The 22,376-nt window shown below is 63.5% G+C and carries 25 protein-coding genes and 1 tRNA gene; 15 read left to right on the top strand and 11 right to left on the bottom strand.

Annotation, left to right across the window (positions count from 1 at the left end; translation table 11 throughout):
• The first annotated feature begins 188 nt into the window (after positions 1–188).
• The 5 genes from D6Z43_RS21720 (at position 189) to D6Z43_RS21700 (ending at position 4,573) form a co-directional block, all read left to right on the top strand.
• Positions 189–740, top strand: a complete 552-nt coding sequence (locus D6Z43_RS21720) for a DUF4124 domain-containing protein (protein WP_120654107.1) — start codon at positions 189–191, stop codon at positions 738–740.
• Positions 741–743: 3 nt separating this feature from the next.
• Entirely contained in the window at positions 744–1,370 is a 627-nt protein-coding gene (locus tag D6Z43_RS21715) for a DUF4124 domain-containing protein (protein ID WP_120654106.1), read from the top strand.
• A gap of 234 nt (positions 1,371–1,604) precedes the next feature.
• Positions 1,605–2,690 (top strand): nitrogen regulation protein NR(II), encoded by a 1,086-nt coding sequence (glnL, locus tag D6Z43_RS21710; protein ID WP_120654105.1) that lies wholly within the window; start codon positions 1,605–1,607, stop codon positions 2,688–2,690.
• Complete coding sequence (gene ntrC / locus D6Z43_RS21705; RefSeq protein WP_120654104.1) at positions 2,687–4,123, top strand: nitrogen regulation protein NR(I); 1,437 nt, start codon at positions 2,687–2,689, stop codon at positions 4,121–4,123. The genes glnL and ntrC overlap by 4 nt, the downstream gene beginning before the upstream one ends.
• A 198-nt stretch (positions 4,124–4,321) precedes the next feature.
• Positions 4,322–4,573, top strand: coding sequence for a hypothetical protein (locus D6Z43_RS21700; RefSeq protein ID WP_256660897.1), 252 nt, complete (start codon positions 4,322–4,324; stop codon positions 4,571–4,573).
• Positions 4,574–5,274: 701 nt separating this feature from the next.
• Here the strand turns inward: D6Z43_RS21700 and D6Z43_RS21695 are convergent.
• Positions 5,275–5,637 carry a hypothetical protein gene (locus tag D6Z43_RS21695; protein WP_305955674.1) on the bottom strand — a complete coding sequence of 121 codons (363 nt, stop codon included), beginning with the start codon at positions 5,635–5,637 and terminating at the stop codon, positions 5,275–5,277.
• A gap of 76 nt (positions 5,638–5,713) precedes the next feature.
• On the opposite strand from D6Z43_RS21695, the gene trmL reads away from it, so the two are divergent.
• Positions 5,714–6,175: a tRNA (uridine(34)/cytosine(34)/5-carboxymethylaminomethyluridine(34)-2'-O)-methyltransferase TrmL gene (gene trmL, locus D6Z43_RS21690; RefSeq protein ID WP_120654101.1), complete on the top strand. Its 462-nt coding sequence runs from the start codon at positions 5,714–5,716 to the stop codon at positions 6,173–6,175.
• Between the two features lie 120 nt (positions 6,176–6,295).
• Here the strand turns inward: trmL and secB are convergent, their stop codons facing one another.
• Genes secB through D6Z43_RS21675 form a run of 3 tightly spaced genes read right to left on the bottom strand, consistent with a single transcriptional unit; the run spans position 6,296 to position 7,471 of the window.
• On the bottom strand, positions 6,296–6,766 hold the full coding sequence (gene secB / locus D6Z43_RS21685) for a protein-export chaperone SecB (protein WP_120654100.1): 471 nt from the start codon (positions 6,764–6,766) through the stop codon (positions 6,296–6,298).
• 14 nt (positions 6,767–6,780) lie between these two features.
• Positions 6,781–7,056 carry a glutaredoxin 3 gene (grxC, locus tag D6Z43_RS21680; RefSeq protein ID WP_120654099.1) on the bottom strand — a complete coding sequence of 92 codons (276 nt, stop codon included), beginning with the start codon at positions 7,054–7,056 and terminating at the stop codon, positions 6,781–6,783.
• 1 nt (position 7,057) lies between these two features.
• Positions 7,058–7,471, bottom strand: a complete 414-nt coding sequence (locus tag D6Z43_RS21675; protein ID WP_120654098.1) for a rhodanese-like domain-containing protein — start codon at positions 7,469–7,471, stop codon at positions 7,058–7,060.
• Between the two features lie 167 nt (positions 7,472–7,638).
• Between D6Z43_RS21675 and gpmI the strand changes: the two genes are divergently transcribed.
• The 4 genes from gpmI to D6Z43_RS21655 all read left to right on the top strand — a co-directional run bounded on the left by gpmI (position 7,639) and on the right by D6Z43_RS21655 (position 12,698).
• Complete coding sequence (gene gpmI, locus D6Z43_RS21670) at positions 7,639–9,174, top strand: 2,3-bisphosphoglycerate-independent phosphoglycerate mutase (RefSeq protein ID WP_120654097.1); 1,536 nt, start codon at positions 7,639–7,641, stop codon at positions 9,172–9,174.
• Positions 9,175–9,324: 150 nt separating this feature from the next.
• Positions 9,325–10,590: a murein hydrolase activator EnvC gene (locus D6Z43_RS21665; protein WP_120654096.1), complete on the top strand. Its 1,266-nt coding sequence runs from the start codon at positions 9,325–9,327 to the stop codon at positions 10,588–10,590.
• A 28-nt stretch (positions 10,591–10,618) separates the two neighbouring features.
• On the top strand, positions 10,619–11,932 hold the full coding sequence (locus tag D6Z43_RS21660; RefSeq protein ID WP_120654095.1) for a S41 family peptidase: 1,314 nt from the start codon (positions 10,619–10,621) through the stop codon (positions 11,930–11,932).
• Position 11,933: 1 nt separating this feature from the next.
• Positions 11,934–12,698 carry a divergent polysaccharide deacetylase family protein gene (locus tag D6Z43_RS21655; protein ID WP_120654094.1) on the top strand — a complete coding sequence of 255 codons (765 nt, stop codon included), beginning with the start codon at positions 11,934–11,936 and terminating at the stop codon, positions 12,696–12,698.
• Between the two features lie 139 nt (positions 12,699–12,837).
• On the opposite strand, the gene D6Z43_RS21650 is transcribed toward D6Z43_RS21655, so the two are convergent.
• From D6Z43_RS21650 to hisB, 7 genes are all read right to left on the bottom strand, one after another.
• The gene (locus tag D6Z43_RS21650) at positions 12,838–13,593 is read right to left on the bottom strand and encodes an ABC transporter substrate-binding protein (RefSeq protein WP_120654093.1); all 756 of its coding nucleotides are present in this window, start codon (positions 13,591–13,593) and stop codon (positions 12,838–12,840) included.
• A gap of 160 nt (positions 13,594–13,753) precedes the next feature.
• Positions 13,754–14,509 carry an ABC transporter substrate-binding protein gene (locus tag D6Z43_RS21645; protein ID WP_120654092.1) on the bottom strand — a complete coding sequence of 252 codons (756 nt, stop codon included), beginning with the start codon at positions 14,507–14,509 and terminating at the stop codon, positions 13,754–13,756.
• Positions 14,510–14,643: 134 nt separating this feature from the next.
• Positions 14,644–15,414, bottom strand: a complete 771-nt coding sequence (gene hisF / locus D6Z43_RS21640) for an imidazole glycerol phosphate synthase subunit HisF (protein ID WP_077525689.1) — start codon at positions 15,412–15,414, stop codon at positions 14,644–14,646.
• A gap of 180 nt (positions 15,415–15,594) precedes the next feature.
• Positions 15,595–16,332, bottom strand: a complete 738-nt coding sequence (gene hisA / locus D6Z43_RS21635) for a 1-(5-phosphoribosyl)-5-[(5-phosphoribosylamino)methylideneamino]imidazole-4-carboxamide isomerase (RefSeq protein WP_016495212.1) — start codon at positions 16,330–16,332, stop codon at positions 15,595–15,597.
• 40 nt (positions 16,333–16,372) lie between these two features.
• A complete protein-coding gene (locus tag D6Z43_RS21630) occupies positions 16,373–16,630 on the bottom strand; it encodes a DUF2164 domain-containing protein (protein WP_120654091.1) in 258 nt (85 codons plus the stop codon).
• Positions 16,631–16,632: 2 nt separating this feature from the next.
• Entirely contained in the window at positions 16,633–17,271 is a 639-nt protein-coding gene (hisH, locus tag D6Z43_RS21625; RefSeq protein ID WP_120654090.1) for an imidazole glycerol phosphate synthase subunit HisH, read from the bottom strand.
• A complete protein-coding gene (gene hisB, locus D6Z43_RS21620; RefSeq protein ID WP_028629882.1) occupies positions 17,271–17,864 on the bottom strand; it encodes an imidazoleglycerol-phosphate dehydratase HisB in 594 nt (197 codons plus the stop codon). Before hisB ends, hisH begins: the two co-directional genes overlap by 1 nt.
• Positions 17,865–17,994: 130 nt before the next feature.
• On the opposite strand from hisB, the gene D6Z43_RS21615 reads away from it, so the two are divergent.
• The 5 genes from D6Z43_RS21615 to D6Z43_RS21595 all read left to right on the top strand — a co-directional run bounded on the left by D6Z43_RS21615 (position 17,995) and on the right by D6Z43_RS21595 (position 22,268).
• On the top strand, positions 17,995–18,393 hold the full coding sequence (locus tag D6Z43_RS21615) for an acetyl-CoA sensor PanZ family protein (protein ID WP_120654089.1): 399 nt from the start codon (positions 17,995–17,997) through the stop codon (positions 18,391–18,393).
• Between the two features lie 158 nt (positions 18,394–18,551).
• Positions 18,552–20,783 carry an AsmA family protein gene (locus D6Z43_RS21610; RefSeq protein ID WP_120654088.1) on the top strand — a complete coding sequence of 744 codons (2,232 nt, stop codon included), beginning with the start codon at positions 18,552–18,554 and terminating at the stop codon, positions 20,781–20,783.
• Positions 20,780–21,847 carry an A/G-specific adenine glycosylase gene (gene mutY / locus D6Z43_RS21605; protein WP_120654087.1) on the top strand — a complete coding sequence of 356 codons (1,068 nt, stop codon included), beginning with the start codon at positions 20,780–20,782 and terminating at the stop codon, positions 21,845–21,847. Before D6Z43_RS21610 ends, mutY begins: the two co-directional genes overlap by 4 nt.
• Positions 21,844–22,116, top strand: a complete 273-nt coding sequence (locus D6Z43_RS21600) for an oxidative damage protection protein (RefSeq protein WP_077525683.1) — start codon at positions 21,844–21,846, stop codon at positions 22,114–22,116. Before mutY ends, D6Z43_RS21600 begins: the two co-directional genes overlap by 4 nt.
• Before the next feature lie 76 nt (positions 22,117–22,192).
• Positions 22,193–22,268 (top strand) — tRNA-Phe (locus D6Z43_RS21595).
• Positions 22,269–22,376: the final 108 nt, after the last annotated feature.

Genomic DNA, 22,376 nt, shown 5'->3' with positions numbered 1-22,376 from the left:
CCACGAAGGCAAGACTGACAGCGGCGGTCGCCCACAGTTCGCTCGGGCCGGGAGTAGCACGGGAATTCCAGAAATGTCCCAACGTGTTGCAGCGCACACCGGCGGCCCCGACGCTGTCGCACAATGCCCGACTTGCCAGCCCGCCATCCGGGTGCAAGGCTTGGCATGACCTTCCGGAGACCGCCACCATGCGCCTCATCATCAGTTGCCTGCTGCTTGCCGTCGCGCTGCCAGCCGCCGCACAGATCTACAAGTACACGGACGCCAACGGCAACACGGTATTCACCAACCAGCCTCCGGATGGCACCGCCACCGAGAAGGTAGAGCTGCCACCAACCAACGCCGTCCAGATCCAGCCGCCGAGCCAACCGATCAACGACGCCAGCGCGGAACAGCAGGCGGCCTACCGCGTATTAGAACTGACCGACATTCCGGATGAAGAGGCCCTGCGCGCCAACAACGGCACCTTCAGCGTCGGCGTGCGCCTGGAACCGCGCCTGCAACCCGGCCACAGCCTGCGCCTGCGCCTGGACGGCGAGCCCTATGGGCCGCCAACCAACGTGCCGCGCCTGCAACTGACGAACGTCGACCGCGGCGAACACAGCGTGGCGGTGGATGTTCTCTCCGGCACCACTGTGGTGCAGAGCAGCGCCCCCGTCTCCTTCACCGTCCAGCGGGTCAACACCAGCAGCCCAGCGCTGCGCCCGCCGCCAGCTCCCACTCCACGGCCCAGTAACTGACTGATGACCCGATTCCTGCTCCTCGCCCTGCTGCTCCTCGGCCAGCCCGCGCTGGCCGAGGTCTACACCTACATCGACGATGAAGGTAACCGCGTCTTCACCGACCAGCCCAAGCCGGGCAACGCCAAGCGCCTGGAAATCGCCCCCGCTCCCAACGAAATGAACGCACCCAGGGATATCCAGCCGCCGCCTCTCTACCCCAAGCCCATTCCCCGCGAACAGGGCTATCAGGTCCTGCGTATCCTGGTACCCGAGCCCGACGCCACTATTCGCGATGGCGAAGGCAACCTGATCGTCAGTGCGGTGAGCGAACCCGGCCTGCGCGCCAATCACAGCTATCGCCTGCTGCTGGACGGCAAACCTGTGGGCGAACCGGGCCGCAGCCCGGTGTTCCCGCTGAAGAACCTGGACCGCGGCACCCATCAACTGGCAGTTGAGATCATCGACGCTCAGGGCCGAATGGTTGAGCGCACCCCCGGTCAGCCAGTGCATATCGTGCGTATATCGCTATCGCAGAAGCGTCTGGCCCGCCCCTGCGAGAAAGACGACTACGGCGTACGCCCCGAATGCCCACTCAAGGACAAGCCCGAGGAAGAGGATGACGACATCGCCATCCTGCCGTTCATCTGATCCCACCCTCCCAGCGGTGGGCTGAGGTTCGCCCTGGCCCACCCGACCAATGCGCACCATTGCGGTGCAACGCACTGCACCGCTTTCTATACTCTCCCCATTTTGGTTCACCTCGAACCGGACGATCTGCTCTGAAAAGCGGCCGCCACCGGCATAAATCCTGTATCAACGCGACTTTTCAGGGCTTTGGTTTGCTTCTTGCATTTTCCTGTCATCGCCACGAGCGCCGAAGCCATGACCATCAACGACGCCCTGCACCGACTGTTGCTCGACAACCTGACCACCGCGGTGATCCTGCTCAACGCCGACCTGCGCCTTGAGTACATGAACCCGGCGGCGGAAATGCTCCTGGCCGTCAGCGGCCAGCGCAGCCATGGCCAGTTCATCAGCGAACTCTTCACCGAATCTCCCGAAGCCCTCACCTCGCTACGCCAGGCGGTTGAACAGGCGCACCCCTTCACCAAGCGCGAGGCGATGCTGACTTCGCTTTCGGGCCAGACCCTGACCGTGGACTATGCGGTGACGCCTATCCTCAATCGCGGCGAAACCCTGTTGCTGTTGGAAGTCCATCCGCGTGACCGCCTATTGCGGATAACCAAGGAAGAGGCGCAGCTGTCCAAACAGGAAACCACCAAGCTGCTGGTACGCGGGCTCGCCCACGAAATCAAGAACCCCCTCGGCGGTATCCGTGGTGCCGCGCAGCTGCTCTCCCGGGAACTGCCGGAAGAGCACTTGAAGGACTACACCAACGTCATCATCGAAGAGGCCGATCGCCTGCGGAACCTTGTGGACCGCATGCTCGGTTCGAACAAGCTGCCGTCGCTGGCCATGACCAACGTCCACGAAGTGCTGGAGCGGGTCTTCAGCCTGGTGGAAGCGGAAAGCCAGGGCGGCATCAATCTGGTGCGCGACTACGACCCGAGCATTCCTGACGTGTTCATCGACAAGGAGCAGATGATCCAGGCCGTGCTCAATATCGTGCGCAACGCCATGCAGGCCCTCTCCGCCCAGAGCGATCTGCGCCTCGGCCGCATTACCCTGCGCACCCGCACCCTGCGCCAGTTCACCATCGGCCATACGCGCCATCGGCTGGTAACCAAGGTGGAAATCATCGACAACGGCCCGGGCATCCCGGCCGAGCTCCAGGAAACCATCTTCTATCCCATGGTCAGCGGTCGTCCGGACGGTACCGGGCTGGGCCTGGCCATCGCCCAGAACATCATCAGTCAGCACCAGGGCCTGATCGAGTGTGAAAGCCATCCCGGCCATACCGTCTTCTCGATCTTCCTGCCGCTGGAACAAGGAGCTTCCTCGTCATGAGCCGTAGTGAAACCGTCTGGATCGTCGACGACGACCGTTCCATCCGCTGGGTCCTGGAGAAGGCCCTGCAGCAGGAAGGCATGACCACCCAGAGTTTCGAGAGTGCCGACAGCCTGCTCGGACGCCTCTCCAGGCAACAGCCGGACGTGATCATCTCGGACATCCGCATGCCCGGCGCCAGCGGCCTCGATCTGCTGGCCCAGATCCGCGAGGCGCATCCGCGTCTGCCGGTGATCATCATGACCGCTCATTCCGACCTGGACAGCGCGGTCGCCTCCTATCAGGGCGGTGCCTTCGAGTACCTGCCCAAGCCATTCGACGTGGACGAAGCGGTGTCCCTGGTCAAGCGCGCCTTCCAGCACGCCCAGGAGCAGCAAGGCCTGGAGGCACCAGCAAGCCAGGCGCGCACTCCGGAAATCATCGGCGAAGCCCCGGCCATGCAAGAGGTCTTCCGCGCCATTGGCCGTCTCAGCCACTCCAACATCACCGTACTGATCAACGGCGAATCCGGTACCGGCAAGGAATTGGTGGCCCACGCCCTGCACCGCCATAGCCCGCGCGCCGCATCACCCTTCATCGCCCTGAACATGGCGGCAATCCCGAAGGATCTGATGGAGTCCGAGTTGTTCGGTCATGAAAAGGGCGCCTTCACCGGCGCGGCCAACCAGCGGCGCGGCCGCTTCGAGCAGGCCGACGGCGGCACGCTGTTCCTCGACGAGATAGGCGATATGCCGGCGGATACCCAGACCCGCCTGCTGCGAGTGCTGGCCGATGGCGAGTTCTATCGGGTCGGCGGCCACACCCCGGTGAAAGTGGATGTGCGTATCATCGCCGCCACTCACCAGAACCTGGAAAACCTGGTGCAGGCCGGCAAGTTCCGCGAAGACCTGTTCCATCGCCTCAACGTCATCCGCATTCATATTCCGCGCCTGTCCGACCGCCGCGAAGATATCCCGGCACTGGCGCGGCACTTCCTCGCCCGCGCCGCCCAGGAACTGGCGGTGGAGCCCAAGCTGCTGAAGGCCGAGACCGAGGACTACCTCAAGCACCTGCCCTGGCCGGGTAACGTGCGTCAGTTGGAGAACACCTGCCGCTGGATCACCGTGATGGCTTCGGGTCGAGAGGTGCACGTCGACGACCTGCCTCCGGAACTGCTCACCCAGCCCCAGGACGCCACCCCGGTGACCAACTGGGAGCAGGCCTTGCGCCAATGGGCCGATCAGTCCCTGGCCCGTGGCCAGTCCAGCCTGCTCGACTCCGCCGTGCCGGCCTTCGAGCGAATCATGATCGAGACCGCCCTCAAGCACACCGCAGGACGTCGCCGAGACGCTGCCGTACTACTGGGCTGGGGCCGCAACACCTTGACGCGGAAGATCAAGGAACTGGGCATGAAGGTGGACGGCGGCGACGACGACGACGGTGACGACGCCTGATCCACCCTGGCGGGGCCATGCGCCCCGTCACTCCCCTTCCGACACCCGCTGCGCTTTCCGCCTATCACACCGGCCACCTGCGCCATCACAGCTGCGCTCCTTCTCCAACTCCCCCGTATGAAAAATCTGGTTTTCCCTGAGGTCGTGGACCCCGGCGAATCAGGGCGTGATGCTGCCCGGACCTGAACCAGAGACAGGATGAAAACCATGCAGTTACATATGGGTATTCGAAAGGAAGGAGACGTTCTGAGACTCAAGGCGCTGGACGGCTGTAGCGACGCCGAACTGGCGCAGATGCTTCGAACGACAGGCATCGAGATCGTGGTAGGCCCAATGGAAGGCGGCCGTTCACGTATCGGCATTCGCGCGCCGAAGGGTTTCTCGTTGAAGGTGGAGCGGCTGCGCAAGTGCCAATCCACCGAAGACTACCTCGCCTCCCCCAAGCACTGATGCCGAAATGGGCCCCGCCTCGACGGGGTCCTTTTCAATCGTTCCCAGCCGGTTCGGACCAGGAAAAAGGATCATCCCTGGTGCCAGATTCACCTTCCCGCCTCAAAAAAGTGCTTCACGGCTGGTATGAAATCCACCCCAAAGCACCTATCCAGAAGCCCGCACACCATCGTCAACGTCAGCAATGGCGCGGCTTACCGCTGGGTCATAAGGCTCATCGGACGACTCTCCGGAAAACTGGCACGCCCCCTGCAATAGTCCAGGCAACAGCGGTTTTGGGGCCCCTGGTTCAGGCAGGCCAGGGAATCCCCACTCTTATGACAGGCAGGCTGACCTCTAGCCGCCACGGCCCCAGAAGGGGCTAAGCAAGACAGCGTCGCCCTGGGGCGACCAGGTTTCAGGGGGCCTTGGTACAGGCAGGCCGGGGATCCCCTCTTTTATCCACAGGCGCACTGGAATCCAGTCGCCTCGGGCCACGCCAAGGCCCGATGCAGGACCGCGTCACTCGCCATGGCGGGCGACCACCCTTCAGGGGGCCTTGGTACAGGCAGGCCGGGGAATCCCCTCTTTTATCCACAGGCGCACTGGAATCCAGTCGCCTCGGGCCACGCCAAGGCCCGATGCAGGACCGCGTCACTCGTCACGGCGGGTGACCACCCTTCAGGGGGCCTTGGTACAGGCAGGCCGGGGAATCCCCTTTCTTATTCGGCGCGCAGGCTGACCTCCAGCCGCCAGCGTCCATTCTCCGCGGCACCGCGCCACTCTCCGTGCAGTGGCCGCGCCGCAACGAAGCGCACCATCACCCCGTGGGTCGAGCGCAACACTTTCCAGCTCACCGGCGCATCGCCCAGGATCAATTGGCCCTTGGCAGACTGCCCATCCGCACCCATCACCAGTGCGTAGGCGCCTTCCAACGCTTCCTCGCGCACTTCGGGTTCGTGGTCGAACCAGAGAGCCAGGCCACCCTGGCGCACTTCGATCCGCTCCAGGTGCACGGGCTCCGGCGCTGTCAGGCGGCCGAGCATCATTCCAACCAGCAGCCCCAGCAGGGCAAGGGAGAACAAAAAGCGCGGCCATAGGCTCGGTCGCGGATCATCATCGGGAGTAGAATGCCGCCCGTCTTCGGGCCCGGGGCTACCCATGTTTCACGTCATCCTGTTTCAACCGGAAATTCCGCCGAACACCGGCAACATTATCAGGCTGTGCGCCAATTCTGGCTGCCACCTTCACCTGATCGAACCCCTCGGTTTCGAGTTGGACGACAAGCGTCTGCGCCGTGCCGGGCTGGACTACCACGAGTACGCCACGCTCAAGCGCTACAGCGACCTGGAAAGCTGCCTGGCGGCCCTGGGCCAACCTCGGGTATTCGCCTTCACCACCAAGGGCACCAAACTGTTCCATGAAGTGGCCTTCGAGAAGGGCGACGCCTTCCTCTTCGGTCCGGAAAGCCGTGGCCTGCCCCAGGAAGTCCGTGAAAGCCTGCCCCCGGAACAACGCCTGCGCCTGCCGATGCGCCCCAACTGCCGCAGCCTGAACCTGTCCAATACCGTTGCCGTGGCGGTTTACGAGGCGTGGCGGCAGCATGATTTCAGCCTGGATTGAATGGCGCAGAGCGTTTCCGGACGCACTTTCCCTGTAGGGGCGAATTCATTCGCCCCTACAGGGTTTCCTCACCCCAATGAAAAAGCGCCCCGAAGGGCGCTTTTTCATGGAGCCTGATAATCAGGCCTGGGCTTCGCCAGCAGCCTGCAGACGCGCCAGTTCCTGGGCGTACAGGGCGTCGAAGTTCACCGGGGAGAGCATCAGCGCCGGGAAGGAGCCACGGATAACCAGGCTATCCAGGGTTTCACGGGCGTAGGGGAACAGGATGTTCGGGCAGAAGGCACCCAGGGTGTGGCTCATGGAAGCCGCATCCAGGCCCTTGATCAGGAAGATGCCGGCCTGCTGCACTTCAGCGATGAAGGCGGTTTCTTCGCCGTTCTTCACGGTCACGGACAGGGTCAGCACGACTTCGTGGAAGTCGCCGTCCAGTTGCTTCTGACGGGTGTTCAGGTCCAGGGCAACGTTCGGCGCCCACTCCTGGCGGAAGATTTCCGGGCTCTTCGGCGCTTCGAAGGACAGGTCGCGCACGTAGATGCGCTGCAGGGAGAACTGAGGGTTCTGGTTGGCGCCGTTGCTTGCTTGTTCGGTCATGGTTCTGCCTTGTTCTAGTGCGTTTCCGTTTGCGGGCTGGCCTGGAGCAACGCGTCGAGCTTGCCGGCACGTTCCAGGGCGTACAGATCGTCACAGCCGCCCACGTGGGTCTGGCCGATCCAGATCTGCGGCACCGAGGTGCGCCCGGCCTTGCGGGTCATCTCGGCACGAATTGCGGGGTTGCCGTCGACGCTGATCTCTTCATAGCGCACGCCCTTGCTGTCCAGCAGCTGCTTGGCACGGATGCAGAAAGGGCACCAGGCGCTCGAATAGATGACTGTCCCGGCCATCTCACTTCACCAGCGGCAGGTTGTCGCCACGCCAGGTGCCGATACCGCCGGACAGCTTGATGGCATTGAAGCCGGCCTTTTTCAGGTCGCGGCAGACAGTGCCGGCGTGCTGACCCATGGAGTCGACCACGATGATGGCCTTGTCCTTGTGCTTCTCCAGTTCGGCGAGGCGGCTGGCGAGCTTTTCGTAGGGGATGTTCAGGGCGTCGACGATATGGCCGCCGGAGAAATCCTTGGTGCCGCGCACGTCCAGCACTACGGCCTGACCGCCGTTGACCAGCGAGGTCAGCTCGCGGGTGGAGATGGCGCGGCCACTGCGGCGCAGTTCGTGGGCCAGCAGCAGGGCCAGCAGCAGCACGAACGATCCACTCAGTACATAGTGGTTAGTGGCAAATTCAATCAGCTTAGCGAGCATCGTCGGCTTCCGGGACGGTAAAATGCCGGCCAGTATACACAGCCCCACAGGTCGGCCAAACCCCGTCCGGCGGTGACGCCGATGGAACCAGAACGTAGAATGCCGCGTCCTTTTTCCGGGGCCTTGCCCGCAACTTTCCTTCTATTGCCGCAGACGAGTCGGACACTATGACAGCCACGCCCAAACCCCTGGTCCTGATCATCCTGGACGGTTTCGGTCACAGTGACAGCCCCGAATACAACGCCATCTACGCCGCCAGCACCCCAGTCTACGATCGCCTGCGCGCCACCCAGCCCCATGGCCTGATTTCAGGTAGCGGCATGGACGTCGGCCTGCCTGACGGACAGATGGGCAACTCCGAAGTCGGCCACATGAACCTGGGTGCAGGCCGCGTGGTTTACCAGGACTTCACCCGCGTGACCAAGTCGATCCGCGACGGTGACTTCTTCACCAACGCGGAAATCACCACCGCAGTGGACAAGGCCGTGACTGCCGGCAAGGCCGTGCATTTCATGGGCCTGCTTTCCGATGGCGGCGTGCACAGCCATCAGGACCACCTGGTTGCCATGGCCGAACTGGCCGCCCAGCGCGGCGCCGAGAAGATCTACCTGCACGCCTTCCTCGACGGCCGTGATACGCCGCCCAAGAGCGCCGAGCCCTCCATCAAGCTGATGGACGAAACCTTCGCCCGCCTCGGCAAGGGTCGCGTCGCCAGCCTCATCGGCCGCTACTTCGCCATGGACCGCGACAATCGCTGGGACCGCGTGGAAGCCGCCTACAACCTGATTACCGAAGGCCAGGCCGAATTCACCGCTGCCAGCGCGGTTGAAGGCCTAGCCGCGGCCTATGAGCGCGGCGAGAGCGATGAGTTCGTGAAAGCCACCCGCATTGGCGATCAGGTGAAAGTGGAAGATGGCGACGCCGTGATCTTCATGAACTTCCGCGCCGATCGCGCCCGTGAACTGTCCCGCGCCTTCGTCGAGCCCGGTTTCAAGGAGTTCGCCCGCCAGCGCGAGCTGAAACTGGCCGGCTACGTGATGCTGACCCAGTACGCGGCGAGCATCCCCGCTCCCAGCGCCTTCAAGCCGGAATCCCTGGAAAACGTGCTGGGCGAATACCTGGCGAAGAACGGCAAGACCCAGCTGCGCATCGCCGAGACCGAGAAGTACGCTCACGTGACCTTCTTCTTCTCCGGTGGCCGTGAAGAGCCTTTCGAAGGCGAAGAGCGCATTCTGATCCCGTCGCCCAAGGTCGCCACCTATGACCTGCAGCCGGAAATGAGCGCCCCCGAAGTCACCGACAAGATCGTCGATGCCATCGAGAACCAGCGCTACGACGTGATCGTGGTGAACTACGCCAACGGCGACATGGTCGGCCACACCGGCGTGTTCGAAGCTGCGGTCAAGGCCGTGGAGTGCCTGGACAACTGCGTCGGCCGCATCGTCGAAGCATTGGACAAGGTCGGCGGCGAAGCGCTGATCACTGCCGACCACGGCAACGTCGAGCAGATGGAAGACGAAATGACCGGTCAGGCCCATACAGCGCACACCTGCGAGCCGGTGCCCTTCATCTATGTTGGCAAGCGCCCGGCGAAGATCCGCGAAGGCGGCGTGCTGGCCGACGTGGCCCCGACCCTGCTGACCCTGATGGGCCTGCCGGTACCGGCCGAGATGTCCGGCAAGACCATCGTCGAACTGCAATGATCGACCCGGGCCGACGCCATGGCGCGGCCCAGGCGCAGCAAATCTGCGCGCCTTGTCAGGAAACGCCCCGAACCTCTGGTTCCGGGCGTTTTTTTTGCCCCGCGCCACGGGCATACTAGGCCGGTCCTCCCCCCTGGTACCCCACCCCCCATGCTTCGCGCCCTCGCCCTCGTTATCTTCGCCAGCCTGACCACCCCGGTCATGGCCGACCAACGCGCCGAAACCCAGCAGCAGCTGGACCAGGCCGGCAAGGATGTCGCCGAACTGAAGAAACTGCTGAAGCAGTTGCAGGACGAAAAGTCCGGCGTCCAGGCCGACCTGAAGAAGACCGAAACCGAAATGGGCAACCTGGAGCAGCAGGTCAAAGACCTGCAGCAGGAGCTCAAGGACAGCGAAGGCGAAGTCCAGCGCCTGGGCGAGGAGAAAAAAAAACTCCAGGAAGCGCGCGCTGAACAGCAGCGCCTGATCGGTATCCAGGCCCGCGCCGCCTACCAGAGCGGCCAGCAGGAATATGTCAAGCTGCTGCTCAACCAGCAGCACCCCGAGAAGTTCGCCCGCACCCTTACTTACTACGACTACCTGAGCAAGGCGCGCCTGGAGCAGTTGGCCGCATTCAACGAAACCCTTCGCCAGCTGAACAACGTCGAGCAGGAAATTACTGTCCAGCAGAACCAGCTCAACGAGCAGAAGGCAGCGCTCGATGGCCGTCGCGAGCAACTGGCGGCGGCGCGCAAGGAGCGTCAGCAGGCCCTGGCCAAGCTCAACCAGGACGTCAGCGACCGCGACAAGAAGCTCAAGTCCCGCCAGCAGGACCAGGAGCAGCTCGGCAAGGTACTCAAGACCATCGAAGAGACGCTGGCTCGCCAGGAGCGTGAGGCCCGCGAGGCTGAGGAAGCCCGCAAGCGTGCCCTCGCGGAACAGCAGCGCCAGCTCCGCGAGCATCCAGCCGGCAGCCCAGCCAGGCCCACTAGCGGACCGATGGTATCCAGCACCGGTGGCAACTTCGGTGGCCCCTTCGCCCAGGCGCGCGGCAAGTTACCCTGGCCGGTGGATGGCCGACTGGTGGCGCGTTTCGGCTCGGCCCGTGGCGGCGACTCCCGCGCAAAATGGGATGGCGTGCTGATCGGCGCCAGCGAAGGCAGCTCTGTCCGCGCTGTACACGGCGGTCGCGTGGTTTTCGCTGACTGGTTGCGCGGCGCCGGGCTTCTGGTCATTCTCGATCATGGCAATGGCTATCTGAGTCTCTACGGACACAATCAGCGTCTATTGAAAAGTGCCGGCGATATCGTGAAGGCGGGCGAATCCATCGCCACCGTCGGCAACAGCGGCGGGCAGGACACGCCCGCGCTGTACTTCGCCATTCGCCAGCAGGGCCGACCCACCGACCCGGCACAGTGGTGCCGCGCGCAAGGATAGGCGCCATCCCATCTAGCAGGAGTTTCGCATGCCGCATTTGTCCCGCCTCACTTCCCTGGCCATGGCACTGGCGCTGCTCGGTGGCGCCTCGCAGCTGCTGGCCGCCGAGGAGCCGGCAACCCTCCCTGCCACCGCGGTGAACGGCAAGGCGCCGCTGCCACTTGACGAGCTGCGAACCTTCGCCGAGGTGCTGGACCGCATCAAATCCGCATACGTCGAGCCAGTTGACGACAAGACCCTGCTGGAAAACGCCATCAAGGGCATGCTCAGCAACCTCGACCCGCATTCCGCCTACCTGGAGCCAGAAGACTTCCAGGAGCTGCAGGAAAGCACCAGTGGTGAATTCGGCGGCCTCGGCATCGAGGTCGGCACCGAGGACGGCTTCGTCAAGGTGGTTTCCCCCATCGATGACACGCCGGCATCCAAGGCCGGCATCCAGCCTGGCGACCTGATCGTGAAGATCGACGGCCAGCCGACCAAGGGCATCTCGCTGATGGAAGCGGTCGACAAGATGCGCGGCAAGGCCGGCAGCAAGATCACCCTGACCCTGGTACGCGATGGCGGGCAGCCCTTCGACGTTGAACTTGTGCGCGCCGCGATCAAGGTCAAGAGCGTGAAGAGCCAGCTGCTCGAGAAAGGCTATGGCTACTTGCGCATCACCCAGTTCCAGGTCAACACCGGCGAAGAAGTCGGCAAGGCCCTGGCCAAGCTGCGCAAGGACAACGGCAGCCGGCTTTCCGGCCTGGTCCTGGACCTGCGCAACAACCCGGGCGGCGTGTTGCAGTCAGCAGTGGAAGTCTCCGACCACTTCCTGCGTAAGGGTCTGATCGTTTACACCAAGGGCCGCATCGCCAACTCCGAGCTTCGCTTCTCCGCCGACCCGGCCGACGCCAGTGAAGGCGTACCACTGGTGGTGCTGATCAATGGCGGCAGTGCCTCGGCAGCCGAGATCGTTGCCGGCGCGCTGCAGGACCACAAGCGTGGTGTTCTGATGGGCACCGACAGTTTCGGCAAGGGTTCGGTGCAGACCGTTCTGCCGCTGAACAACGACCGCGCCCTGAAGCTGACCACTGCGCTCTACTACACCCCGAACGGCCGCTCGATCCAGGCCCAGGGCATCGTCCCGGATATCGAGGTAGCACGTGCCAAGGTAACCCGCGAGCAGGACGGCGAAACCTTCAAGGAAGCCGACCTCGCAGGCCACCTCGGCAATGGCAATGGCGGCGCCGACCGCCCGAGTTCGAGCAAGAAATCCGCGGAACCACGCCCGCAGGACGACGACTTCCAACTCAGTCAGGCCCTCAACCTGTTGAAAGGCCTGAACGTCACTCGCAAGAACTGACATGAAATGGGGCATCTGGCTGCTGGCGCTGTGGTTGAGCGCGACGGCAGCTGGTGCCTGGGCCGCCCCTGTCGCGCGGCTGGCCCTGGTGATCGATGACCTGGGCCAGACCCCCGTCCGAGACCGTCGCGTCCTTGCCCTACCCGGCCCGGTGGCGCTTTCCATCCTGCCGGATGCACGCCACTCCCGCGAACTGGCCGAGGCCGCTCACGCAGCAGGCAAGACCGTGATGCTGCACCTACCCATGGACCCGGCCACCGGTCCTTACGCCTGGCGCCCTGAGTTATCCACAGCCGAGCTTGAGAAGCGCCTCGACTCCGCACTGCGCCAGGTGCCTTACGCACGCGGCCTGAACAACCACATGGGCAGCCGCATGACTGCCCAGCGCCCAGCCATGTCCTGGCTGATGCATCGCCTGCAGCAGGAGCACCGCTTCTTCATCGACAGCCGCACCAGCGCCGCCACGGTGGCCGCCGCCGAAGCCCAGAAAGTCGGGCTGCCCAGCCTCTCGCGGGACATTTTCCTCGATGACGACCAGAGCCCGGCCGCCGTAGCCGCGCAGTTCGATGCCGCCCTCAAGCTCGCGCGAAAGCAAGGCTCGGCACTGATGATCGGCCATCCGCATCCGGCGACCCTGGAGCTGCTCGAGCGCGAGTTGCCGCGCCTGAAGGAAAGGGGCTTCGAACTGATCGATGTGGAAATGCTGATCGCCCTGCGCGGCAATCGAGCCATGGCGGCCCATGGCAAGGCGGGGGTTTACCGGTAGGCGGTCGGGACACCTTGTAGGGGCGAATTCATTCGCCAAGCAGGCCGCAGGTCTGCCCTGCAAGCCCTCACGGGGCGGCTTCGCCGCCCTTGGCGATTGAAATCGCCCCTACAGAAAAGCATCGCGAATAAGCCGGCGATTACAGATAGTTCTGGGTGATCTCGTCGACGTAACCGTCGCTGCGCATCTGGTCGAGAGCCTTCTGCAGGCGCTCGATGACCTCGTCCGGCGTGTCCTTGTTGAAGGCCAGATAGAGCTCGGCGCTGTTGAAGCGCAGCACGGTCTGCAGACCGGTGACGCCTTCCTGCTTGGCCAGGTAACGGCCCACCGGATCGGTGGTGGCCCAGAGGTCGATCTGGCCCTTGAGCAGCTTCTTCACGTTTTCCTGGTCGCGCAGGGCGTTCTGCGGTGCCATGCCCTGGCTCTCCAGGTGCTGGCTGACCGCATCGTTCTTGTAGGCGCCGATTCGATACTGGGAGGCGCTTTTCAGGTCCTTGACGCTGAGGTTGTTGCCCGGTGCGGCAAGCAGCACCCACTCGGTCTTGGCAATGGGGCCGACCCACTTGAACAGTGGCTGGCGCTCAGGGGTGAAGGTGGTGGAGAACAGGCCGTAGCTGGGCTTGTCCAGGGTCAGGCGATAGAGGCGGTCCCAGGGGAAGCGCAGGGTCAGGCTGTAGTTGATGCCGGCGCGCTTGAACATCTCGCGCACGATATCGGTGCTGATACCGTCGATGCCGTCGTCACGGGCAAAGTTCTTGTCATCCACCGCCATGTTGAACGGCGGGAAGTTCTCGGTGAGCAACACCACCTTGTAATCCGCCGGCACTTCGGCGCGCGCTGTGAAGGCGAGGAACATCAGGCCCAGGGTCAGGGCACGTTGGATCAACTTCTGCATTGTCATACCGCTCGCTTGATTTGTGGTTGTGGCTAAGCGGCTTCCTTGCGTGGGCTCCCCACCCACGGACGTACGGCTCGACCCGTCCTGCCTTCCATGGCAAGCGACCGGCTTTTGGCCGGTCGCTGAGGTCTTGTAACTACTTTCGAAGCGCTACCCGTTACAGGTAGCTGTTGAGAATCTCGTCGACGAAACCTTCGGCGCGCATCTGGTCCAGCGCGCCCTGCAGCTTCTTCACCACTTCGTCGGGGACCTCCTTGTTCAGCGCCAGGAACAGCTCGGCCTGGTTGAAACGCAGCACGGTCTTCAGGCCGCCCACGCCTTCCTGCTTGGCCAGGTAACGGCCAGCCGGATCGCCGGTTGCCCAGAGATCGATCTGCCCCTTCTCCAGTTTCTTCGCGTTTTCCTGGTCGCGCAGGGCGGTGATGGGCTCGAGCTTCTGCTGGCCCAGGTATTCGGCGATAGCGTCGCCCTTGTAGGCACCCACCTTGTACTTGCGCGCATCTTCCAGGCTGCCGAGTGCGATCTGGCTGTCGGCACGGGCCAGCATGATCCAGTCATCCGGACCGATCGGGCCGACCCACTTGAAGGACTGCTCACGCTCAGGCAGTCGAGCAGTCACGAAGACGCCGTAGTCCGGCTTCTCCAGCGCCAGCTTGTAGATACGATCCCAGGGGAAGCGCAGGGTCAGGCTGTACTTGACCCCGGCGCGCTTGAACATCTCACGCACGATGTCGACGGCGATACCGTCGATGTTGTCTTCCTGGGCGAAGTTCTTCCCGTTGATCGACATGTTGTAGGGCGGGAAGTTTTCGGTCAGGAGAACGACGCTGTAGTTCTCATCCACTTCGGCGCGGGCGGCGCCGACAAACACCATCAGGGTGCCAGCCAGCGCCAGCAGCAGGCGTTTCGACATATGCGACTACCTTCCAGGAGAGATGGGAAATGCGCTGAGCTTAACCTTGCGGGAGCAAGGCTCGGGCATCAGCAACCCAGGCTGCGAAGTCCGTCACGCAGACAGCCTGGGCGAATGCTAGGCAAGAATCGTGCTCAGCGCACGAGGATTCCACGGCTGGCGAGATACGCCTTGGCCTCGGGCACGGTGTACTCACCGAAGTGGAAGATACTGGCTGCCAACACGGCGTCAGCCTTGCCTTCGAGAATACCGGCCGCCAAGTGCTCAAGATTGCCGACGCCGCCGGAGGCGATCACCGGAATCCCGACGGTTTCGCTGATGGCACGGGTCACGCCAAGGTCATAGCCGCTCTTCACGCCGTCCTGGTCCATGCTGGTGAGAAGAATCTCGCCGGCCCCCAGGTCTTCCATCTTCTTCGCCCAGGCCACGGCGTCGAGGCCAGTGGGTTTGCGCCCGCCATGGGTGAAAATTTCCCAGCGCGGTGTTTCCCCAGGTGCGGAAACCTTCTTGGCGTCGATCGCGACCACGATGCACTGCGAGCCGAAACGCGCGGCGGCCTCGCCAACGAACTCGGGCGTGAAGACCGCGGCCGTGTTGATCGATACCTTGTCGGCGCCGGCATTGAGCAGATTGCGGATGTCCTGCACGGTGCGCACGCCACCGCCAACGGTCAGCGGGATGAACACCTGGCTGGCCATGCGTTCGACGGTGTGCAGGGTGGTATCACGACCGTCGACGCTGGCAGTGATGTCGAGGAAGGTGATCTCGTCGGCGCCCTGCTCGTCGTAGCGGCGGGCGATTTCCACCGGGTCACCGGCGTCGCGGATGTTCTCGAACTTGACGCCCTTGACCACGCGGCCGTTGTCCACGTCGAGGCAGGGGATGATGCGTTTTGCCAAAGCCATACTGAAACCCTCTGTTACCGGCTGCGCCGCACATCCACGTCGTTGCGTGGTGCTCGCTCCTCGCCGTCCTGAAGTACTGTCTCGTCGCTGCGCGCCAGGCGCCTGGTGGCTGAGCGGCTCGCTCGGCCAGAGAGGGCTTCAGCTATCGCAGGGTGCGCCGCGCGCACCGTTAGCCGTCGATTAACCCTTGTAGCTGTCGCAGAAGGCCTGGGCCTCGGCGACGTCCAGGGTGCCTTCGTAGATGGCGCGGCCGGTAATGGCACCGATGATGCCGGGGGCCTTGGCGGCGAGCAGCTTCTCGATGTCACCGAGGTTGTGGATACCACCGGAAGCGATCACCGGGATGCGGCTGGCAGCGGCCAGGGCTGCAGTAGCCTCGACGTTGCACCCCTGCATCATCCCGTCCTTGGCGATGTCGGTGTAGACGATGGCGGAGACGCCATCAGCCTCGAAACGCCTGGCCAGGTCGACGGCCTGCACGCTGCTGACTTCAGCCCAGCCGTCAGTGGCGACGAATCCATCCTTGGCATCCAGGCCGACGATGACCTTGCCCGGGAAAGCCTTGCAGGCCTCGGTGACGAACTCAGGCTCTTTCACCGCCTTGGTGCCGATGATCACGTAGCTGACACCGGCCTTGACGTAGTGCTCGATGGTTTCCAGGGAGCGGATACCGCCGCCAATCTGGATCGGCAGGTTCGGATAGCGCTTGGCGATTGCAGTGACCACCTCACCGTTCACCGGCTTGCCCTCGAAGGCACCGTTGAGGTCCACCAGGTGCAGGCGACGGCAGCCACCTTCCACCCATTTGGCAGCCATGCTCACCGGGTCGTCGGAGAATACGGTGGAGTCTTCCATGCGGCCCTGGCGCAAACGCACGCAGGCGCCGTCCTTCAGATCGATAGCGGGGATAATCAGCATCGGTTCAACCTGTTCGAAGTCAGTGGTATCGGCTTGACGCTCAGTCTTTCTCGAGCGCCCACAAGTCGCTTTCGATGCTCTCGAACCTGTCTTTCAGGTGCGCCTGCACATCGAAGATCGCCTTGTTGTAGAAATGCGGCGCGAATTCCCGGGCGAAGAAGTCGAGCACTTCCTCAGCCTCGAAGGACCCCAGCTCCAGCTCGAAGCGATCAGCCATGAAACGCTTGATCGCCAGCACCGCAGTGTCGGTCTGGGCGGCGTCGAGTTGCAGGCCCGGGGCCTTCTTCGCGCGGCTCATGCTTACCAGCGGCCGTCCCAGGCGGCGAAGTTCTGCAACAACTGCAGGCCGTGGGTGTGGCTCTTTTCCGGGTGGAACTGCACGGCGAAGCGCGAACCCTCGGCCAGCGCCGCGGCGAAGTCCTTGCCGTAATGGCCGCGACCGGCCACCTGCTTGGGATTGCCCGCCTCGATGTAGTAACTGTGCACGAAGTAGAAACGCGCGCGGTCGGGAATGTTGTGCCAGAGCGGGTGGGCGACGCTCTGCTCCACCTCGTTCCAGCCCATGTGCGGCACCTTCAGGTGCTCGCCATCTTCCACCAGGCCCTTGCCGAAGAAGCGTACCTGGCCAGGGAACAGGCCGATGCAATCGACGCCGTCGTTCTCTTCGCTGCGCTCCAGCAGCGCCTGCATGCCGACGCAGATGCCGAGGAACGGGCGATCCTTGCTGACTTCGCGTACCAGCTCGTCGAAGCCCAGGCGACGGATCTCGGCCATGCAATCGCGGATGGCGCCAACACCGGGGAAAACCACCCGGTCGGCTTCGCGGATCACGTTGGCGTCACTGCTGACCAGGACGCGGCCTGCACCGACGTGTTCCAGAGCCTTTGCGACCGAGTGCAGGTTGCCCATGCCGTAGTCGATGACTGCAACCGTCTGCATCAGAGCACGCCCTTGGTGGAGGGCATCTGGCCAGCCATGCGCGGATCACGCTCGACGGCCATGCGCAGGGCACGACCGAATGCCTTGAACACGGTCTCGATCTGGTGGTGGGTGTTATGGCCACGCAGGTTGTCGATGTGCAGGCTCACCAGAGCGTGGTTGACGAAGCCCTGGAAGAATTCCTGGAACAGGTCGACGTCGAAGCCACCAACCACGGCACGGGTGAAGGGCACGTGCATCTGCAGGCCGGGACGGCCGGAGAAGTCGATGACCACGCGAGACAGGGCTTCATCCAGGGGCACATAGGAATGGCCATAGCGGACGATGCCCTTCTTGTCGCCGATCGCCTGGGTGAAGGCCTGGCCAAGGGTGATACCGACGTCTTCCACGGTATGGTGGTCGTCGATATGCAGATCGCCCTTGCACTCGATATCCAGGTCGATCAGGCCATGACGGGCGATCTGGTCGAGCATGTGCTCGAGGAAAGGTACGCCGATATCGAAGCGTGCCTTGCCGGTGCCATCCAGGTTGATCGAAACCTTGATCTGGGTTTCCAGGGTATTGCGTTCGACGGACGCCGTGCGTTCGGCCATCACCAGCTCCACAAAAAGGCTCACGAAAAAGAGCGCCATTATAGGCCGCAGGCCATTAGCGCCGCTACCGACGACGGTCGGCGGCGTTTACACTGCCGGGCCGCGCCCGCAATGCCCTCCAGGAGCCACCATGCCCGTGATCGTCGAGACCCCGAACAGCCCCTCCGAACAGGACCGTGGCGACCTGGCGAAAATCTACGCCGACGCCCCTGACTGGTTGCTTGCGCCCTACGCCAGCGCGGCGGAACTGGTGACATGCGGCGAGGCCGATGGCCTGCTTTTTACGGGGCGTTTCAACGACCGCCTGCTGGGCGCAGCCCTTCTGGAGCGCGGCGAAACTCATTGGCGACTGTCCCATCTGTGCGTGCGCAAAGTAACCCGCCATCGCGGCGTCGGCCGTCGAATTGTGGAAGAAGCCGTACGCCTGGCACGGGAATCAGGCAAATCTCTGCACCTGGCCGCTCCACTGGACCACCTGGAATGCCAGGCACTGGCCGCGCATCTGCACCTGCCGCTGGAAAGCCTCTAAGCCAACGCCCGGCCGCTGCGCTGAACCGACGGCGAAAATCACCATCCAAAGTCCCTGACCAGGGCACCGAGCCTCGTGCCGCCACGCGCCATCGCTAATGGCCCGGCGCTATACTCGGCACCTTCAATTCACACACGATCCACCACAAGGACTGGCCAATGAAAGCCTTCGGCAAAATTCTGGGCCTTATCTTCGTCGGGCTGTTGCTGATCATAGTGGCCCTGGGCTTCGCCCTGACCCACCTGTTCGACCCGAACGACTACAAGGATGAAATCCAGCAACTGGCCCGGGACAAGGCCAACCTGGAACTTACCCTGAACGGCGATATCGGCTGGAGCCTGTTCCCCTGGCTTGGCCTCGAACTGCACCAGGCGACCCTGGCCAGCGCCGTCACCCCGGAAAAACCTTTCGCCAATCTCGACATGATTGGCCTGTCGGTGCGCGTACTGCCACTGCTGCGCCGTGAAGTGCAGATGAGCGACATCCGTGTAGAAGGTCTCAACCTTGACCTGCAGCGCGACGAAAAAGGCCGCGGTAATTGGGAAGATATCGGCCGCCCGGCCAAGGCGCCGGAAACCGCCCAGACAGGCACCCCAACGCCCAGCGCCCCTGCGGAAGAGACCAAACCGGCGCCCAGTGACGAAGAGCCCGCACGCCCGATCAAATTGGATATCGACAGCCTCACCGTGCACAACGCCCGCATCGACTACACCGATGCCAAGAGCGGCAAGCAATTCAGCGCTGAAGGCATCGAGCTGACCACAGGCGCCATCCGCGAAGGCACCAGTATTCCACTCAAGCTCAGCGCCTTCTTTGGCACCAACCAACCGGTACTGCGCGCCAAGACCGAACTCGTTGCCAACCTGCGCTTCGAACGCGCACTCAAGCGCTACCAGCTGGAAGACCTGAAGCTGAACGGCGAAGCCTCGGGCGAACCGTTCAAGGGCAAGACCCTTACCTTCAATGCCCAGGGCCAACTGCTTGCCGACCTGGCAGCGAACGTCGCCGAGTGGAACGGACTCAAGCTGTCAGGCAACCAGTTGCGCGCCCTCGGCGAACTGAAAGTGCATGACCTGGACAAGGACGCGCGGCTGGAAGGCGGCCTGTCCATCGCCCCACTCAATCTGCGCGAATTCCTCACCGGCATCGGTGTGGAGTTGCCGCCGATGAGCGACGCCACGACCCTGCAGAAACTCGAGCTGGTCACCAAGCTCAACGGCAGCGCCAACAGCCTCGCTCTTGAAGGCCTGAACCTGAAGCTCGACGACAGTACCCTCAGTGGCCGCCTGGCCGTGGCTGACTTCGCCAGGAAAGCCGTACGCATTCAGCTCAAGGGCGACAAGCTGGACCTCGATCGCTACCTGCCGCCCAAGTCCAAGGCCAAACAGGAAGCCCAGACCGCCCGCCAGGCCGAGGTGAAGCCCGCCGTGGCCGCAGCCAGCCAGGGCAACACGCCTCTGCCCAATGCGCCTACCCAGGCTGCCTGGAGCGAAAACCCGGTACTGCCTGTGGATCAGCTGCGCAAGGTCGACCTTGAGGCCACCCTTAACTTCGGCCAGCTCACCGTCGACAAGCTGCCCATGGATGACGTCAGCCTCAAGGCCAACGGCAAAGGCGGCCTGCTGACACTGGAAGACCTGCGCGGTGGCCTGTTCGGCGGCAGCTTCGTGGCCAACGCGCAGATCGACGCGCGTCCGGCCGTGCCGCTGCTCAAGGCGCAGAAACGCATCAACAACGTGCCGGTGGAGAAACTCCTCCAGGCCCAGGACCAGAAACCCCCGGTGCGCGGCCTGCTCGACCTCAACACCAACATCACCAGCAGCGGCAATAGCCAGAAGGCGTGGATCGATGGCCTTAACGGCACGGCCAGCTTTGCCTTGAACGACGGGGCATTGCTCGACGCCAACCTCGAACAGCAGCTTTGCCAGGGCATCGCCACCCTTAATCGCAAGAGCCTGAGTGAAACCCGCGGTGGCAGCGAGACCCCCTTCCGCGAACTCAAGGGCTCCCTCGCCTTCAACAACGGCGTAGCCACCAACCCCGACCTGCTCGCCAGCATTCCCGGCCTGAGCGTCAAGGGCGACGGAGCCGTGGACCTGCGCGTGCTTGGCCTGGACTACCGCGTCGGCGTGATCATCGAAGGTGACAAGAGCGCAATGCCGGACCCGGCCTGCCAGGTCAACGAGCGCTATGTCGGCATCGAGTGGCCACTGCGCTGCCGCGGCCCGCTGGAACTGGGCGCCAAGGCCTGTCGTCTGGACAAGGACGGCATGGGCAAGGTCGCCGCCAAGCTGGCCGGAGACAAGCTCAACGAAAAACTCGAAGAAAAGCTCGGCGACAAGGTCAGCCCGGAACTCAAGGACGCGCTCAAGGGGCTGTTCAAACGATGACCCCCGAGCAGTTCTCCGGCGCCGTACTCGACTGGTACGACGGCCACGGCCGCAAGGATCTGCCCTGGCAGCAGGGCATTACTCCCTATCGCGTCTGGGTATCCGAAATCATGCTGCAGCAGACCCAGGTCAGCACGGTCCTGGGTTACTTCGACCGGTTCATGGAAGCCCTGCCCAGCGTGCAGGACCTGGCCGCAGCGCCGGAAGACGAAGTGCTGCACCTCTGGACCGGCCTTGGCTACTACACTCGCGCCCGCAACCTGCAGAAGACCGCGAAGCAGGTCGTGGCCGAGTACGGCGGCGAATTCCCGCGCGATGTAGACCAACTCGCGGAGCTGCCGGGCATTGGCCGCTCCACCGCCGGCGCCATCGCCAGCCTGTCCATGGGATTGCGCGCACCGATTCTCGACGGCAACGTCAAGCGCGTACTGGCCCGCTACGTCGCGCAGGACGGTTACCCGGGCGAGCCGAAAGTGGCAAAGCAGCTCTGGGAAGTAGCCGAGCGCTTCACCCCTCATGCGCGGGTCAACAACTACACCCAGGCGATGATGGACCTGGGCGCCACCCTTTGTACCCGCAGCAAGCCCAGCTGCCTGCTGTGCCCGCTACAGAAAGGCTGCCGCGCGCACCAGCTTGGCCGGGAGACCCACTACCCCGTCCCGAAGCCGCGCAAGTCCCTGCCGCAGAAGCGCACGCTGATGCCCCTGCTGGCCAGCCGAGATGGCTCCATCCTGCTTTACCGCCGGCCATCGAGCGGACTTTGGGGCGGGCTCTGGAGCCTGCCGGAAATGGACGATCTCGACGCGCTCGCCCCGCTGGCGAGCCAGCATGCCTTGCGCCTTGGCGAGCGCCGCGAACTGCCCGGCCTGACGCATACGTTCAGTCACTTCCAGTTGGCCATCGAGCCCTGGCTGGTGGCCGTGGAAGGCAGCGCCCCCGCCGTGGCCGAGGGCGACTGGCTCTGGTATAACCTCGCCACCCCGCCGCGCCTGGGGCTAGCAGCCCCGGTGAAGAAGCTACTCAAGCGCGCGGCCGACGTATTGAATGCAGGAGAACCGCGATGACCCGCACCATCATGTGCCGCAAATACAAAGAGGAACTGCCGGGCCTCGAGCGTCCGCCGTATCCGGGCGCCAAGGGCGAGGACATCTTCAACAACGTCTCGAAGAAGGCCTGGGATGAGTGGCAGGCCCACCAGACCATGCTGATCAACGAGCGCCGCCTGAACATGATGAACGCCGAGGACCGCAAGTTCCTACAGGCTGAAATGGACAAGTTCCTTTCCGGCGAGGACTACGCCCAGGCAGAGGGTTACGTCCCCCCAAGCGCGTAAGCGCCCGTAATAACTAAAAAAATTTTCAAAAGGGTGTTGACGAGGGGCCGGCAAATCCGTTTAATAGCGCCCCGTTGCCCAGGTAGCTCAGTTGGTAGAGCAGGGGATTGAAAATCCCCGTGTCGGCGGTTCGATTCCGTCCCTGGGCACCACTAATACCATCCAAAGAGCCCCGGCCATGTGCTGGGGCTTTTTGTTTTCAGCACCCCTCAAAGCCGCCGGGCACGATATGAACGGCGCTGCTAACCTCACTGCGAAGC

It is taken from the genome of Pseudomonas sp. DY-1 (assembly GCF_003626975.1).
Lineage (GTDB): Bacteria > Pseudomonadota > Gammaproteobacteria > Pseudomonadales > Pseudomonadaceae > Metapseudomonas.
Note: the sequence above shows the minus strand (reverse complement) of the source record. Positions and strands in the feature narration are given on the sequence as shown.

Coding starts and splice junctions, on each gene's coding strand:
- D6Z43_RS21720 (WP_120654107.1), top strand. CDS start 189: ATGCGCCTCATCATCAGTTGCCTGCTGCTTGCCGTCGCGCTGCCAGCC.
- D6Z43_RS21715 (WP_120654106.1), top strand. CDS start 744: ATGACCCGATTCCTGCTCCTCGCCCTGCTGCTCCTCGGCCAGCCCGCG.
- glnL (WP_120654105.1), top strand. CDS start 1,605: ATGACCATCAACGACGCCCTGCACCGACTGTTGCTCGACAACCTGACC.
- ntrC (WP_120654104.1), top strand. CDS start 2,687: ATGAGCCGTAGTGAAACCGTCTGGATCGTCGACGACGACCGTTCCATC.
- D6Z43_RS21700 (WP_256660897.1), top strand. CDS start 4,322: ATGAAAACCATGCAGTTACATATGGGTATTCGAAAGGAAGGAGACGTT.
- trmL (WP_120654101.1), top strand. CDS start 5,714: ATGTTTCACGTCATCCTGTTTCAACCGGAAATTCCGCCGAACACCGGC.
- secB (WP_120654100.1), bottom strand. CDS start 6,766: ATGACCGAACAAGCAAGCAACGGCGCCAACCAGAACCCTCAGTTCTCC.
- grxC (WP_120654099.1), bottom strand. CDS start 7,056: ATGGCCGGGACAGTCATCTATTCGAGCGCCTGGTGCCCTTTCTGCATC.
- D6Z43_RS21675 (WP_120654098.1), bottom strand. CDS start 7,471: ATGCTCGCTAAGCTGATTGAATTTGCCACTAACCACTATGTACTGAGT.
- gpmI (WP_120654097.1), top strand. CDS start 7,639: ATGACAGCCACGCCCAAACCCCTGGTCCTGATCATCCTGGACGGTTTC.
- D6Z43_RS21665 (WP_120654096.1), top strand. CDS start 9,325: ATGCTTCGCGCCCTCGCCCTCGTTATCTTCGCCAGCCTGACCACCCCG.
- D6Z43_RS21660 (WP_120654095.1), top strand. CDS start 10,619: ATGCCGCATTTGTCCCGCCTCACTTCCCTGGCCATGGCACTGGCGCTG.
- D6Z43_RS21655 (WP_120654094.1), top strand. CDS start 11,934: ATGAAATGGGGCATCTGGCTGCTGGCGCTGTGGTTGAGCGCGACGGCA.
- D6Z43_RS21650 (WP_120654093.1), bottom strand. CDS start 13,593: ATGCAGAAGTTGATCCAACGTGCCCTGACCCTGGGCCTGATGTTCCTC.
- D6Z43_RS21645 (WP_120654092.1), bottom strand. CDS start 14,509: ATGTCGAAACGCCTGCTGCTGGCGCTGGCTGGCACCCTGATGGTGTTT.
- hisF (WP_077525689.1), bottom strand. CDS start 15,414: ATGGCTTTGGCAAAACGCATCATCCCCTGCCTCGACGTGGACAACGGC.
- hisA (WP_016495212.1), bottom strand. CDS start 16,332: ATGCTGATTATCCCCGCTATCGATCTGAAGGACGGCGCCTGCGTGCGT.
- D6Z43_RS21630 (WP_120654091.1), bottom strand. CDS start 16,630: ATGAGCCGCGCGAAGAAGGCCCCGGGCCTGCAACTCGACGCCGCCCAG.
- hisH (WP_120654090.1), bottom strand. CDS start 17,271: ATGCAGACGGTTGCAGTCATCGACTACGGCATGGGCAACCTGCACTCG.
- hisB (WP_028629882.1), bottom strand. CDS start 17,864: ATGGCCGAACGCACGGCGTCCGTCGAACGCAATACCCTGGAAACCCAG.
- D6Z43_RS21615 (WP_120654089.1), top strand. CDS start 17,995: ATGCCCGTGATCGTCGAGACCCCGAACAGCCCCTCCGAACAGGACCGT.
- D6Z43_RS21610 (WP_120654088.1), top strand. CDS start 18,552: ATGAAAGCCTTCGGCAAAATTCTGGGCCTTATCTTCGTCGGGCTGTTG.
- mutY (WP_120654087.1), top strand. CDS start 20,780: ATGACCCCCGAGCAGTTCTCCGGCGCCGTACTCGACTGGTACGACGGC.
- D6Z43_RS21600 (WP_077525683.1), top strand. CDS start 21,844: ATGACCCGCACCATCATGTGCCGCAAATACAAAGAGGAACTGCCGGGC.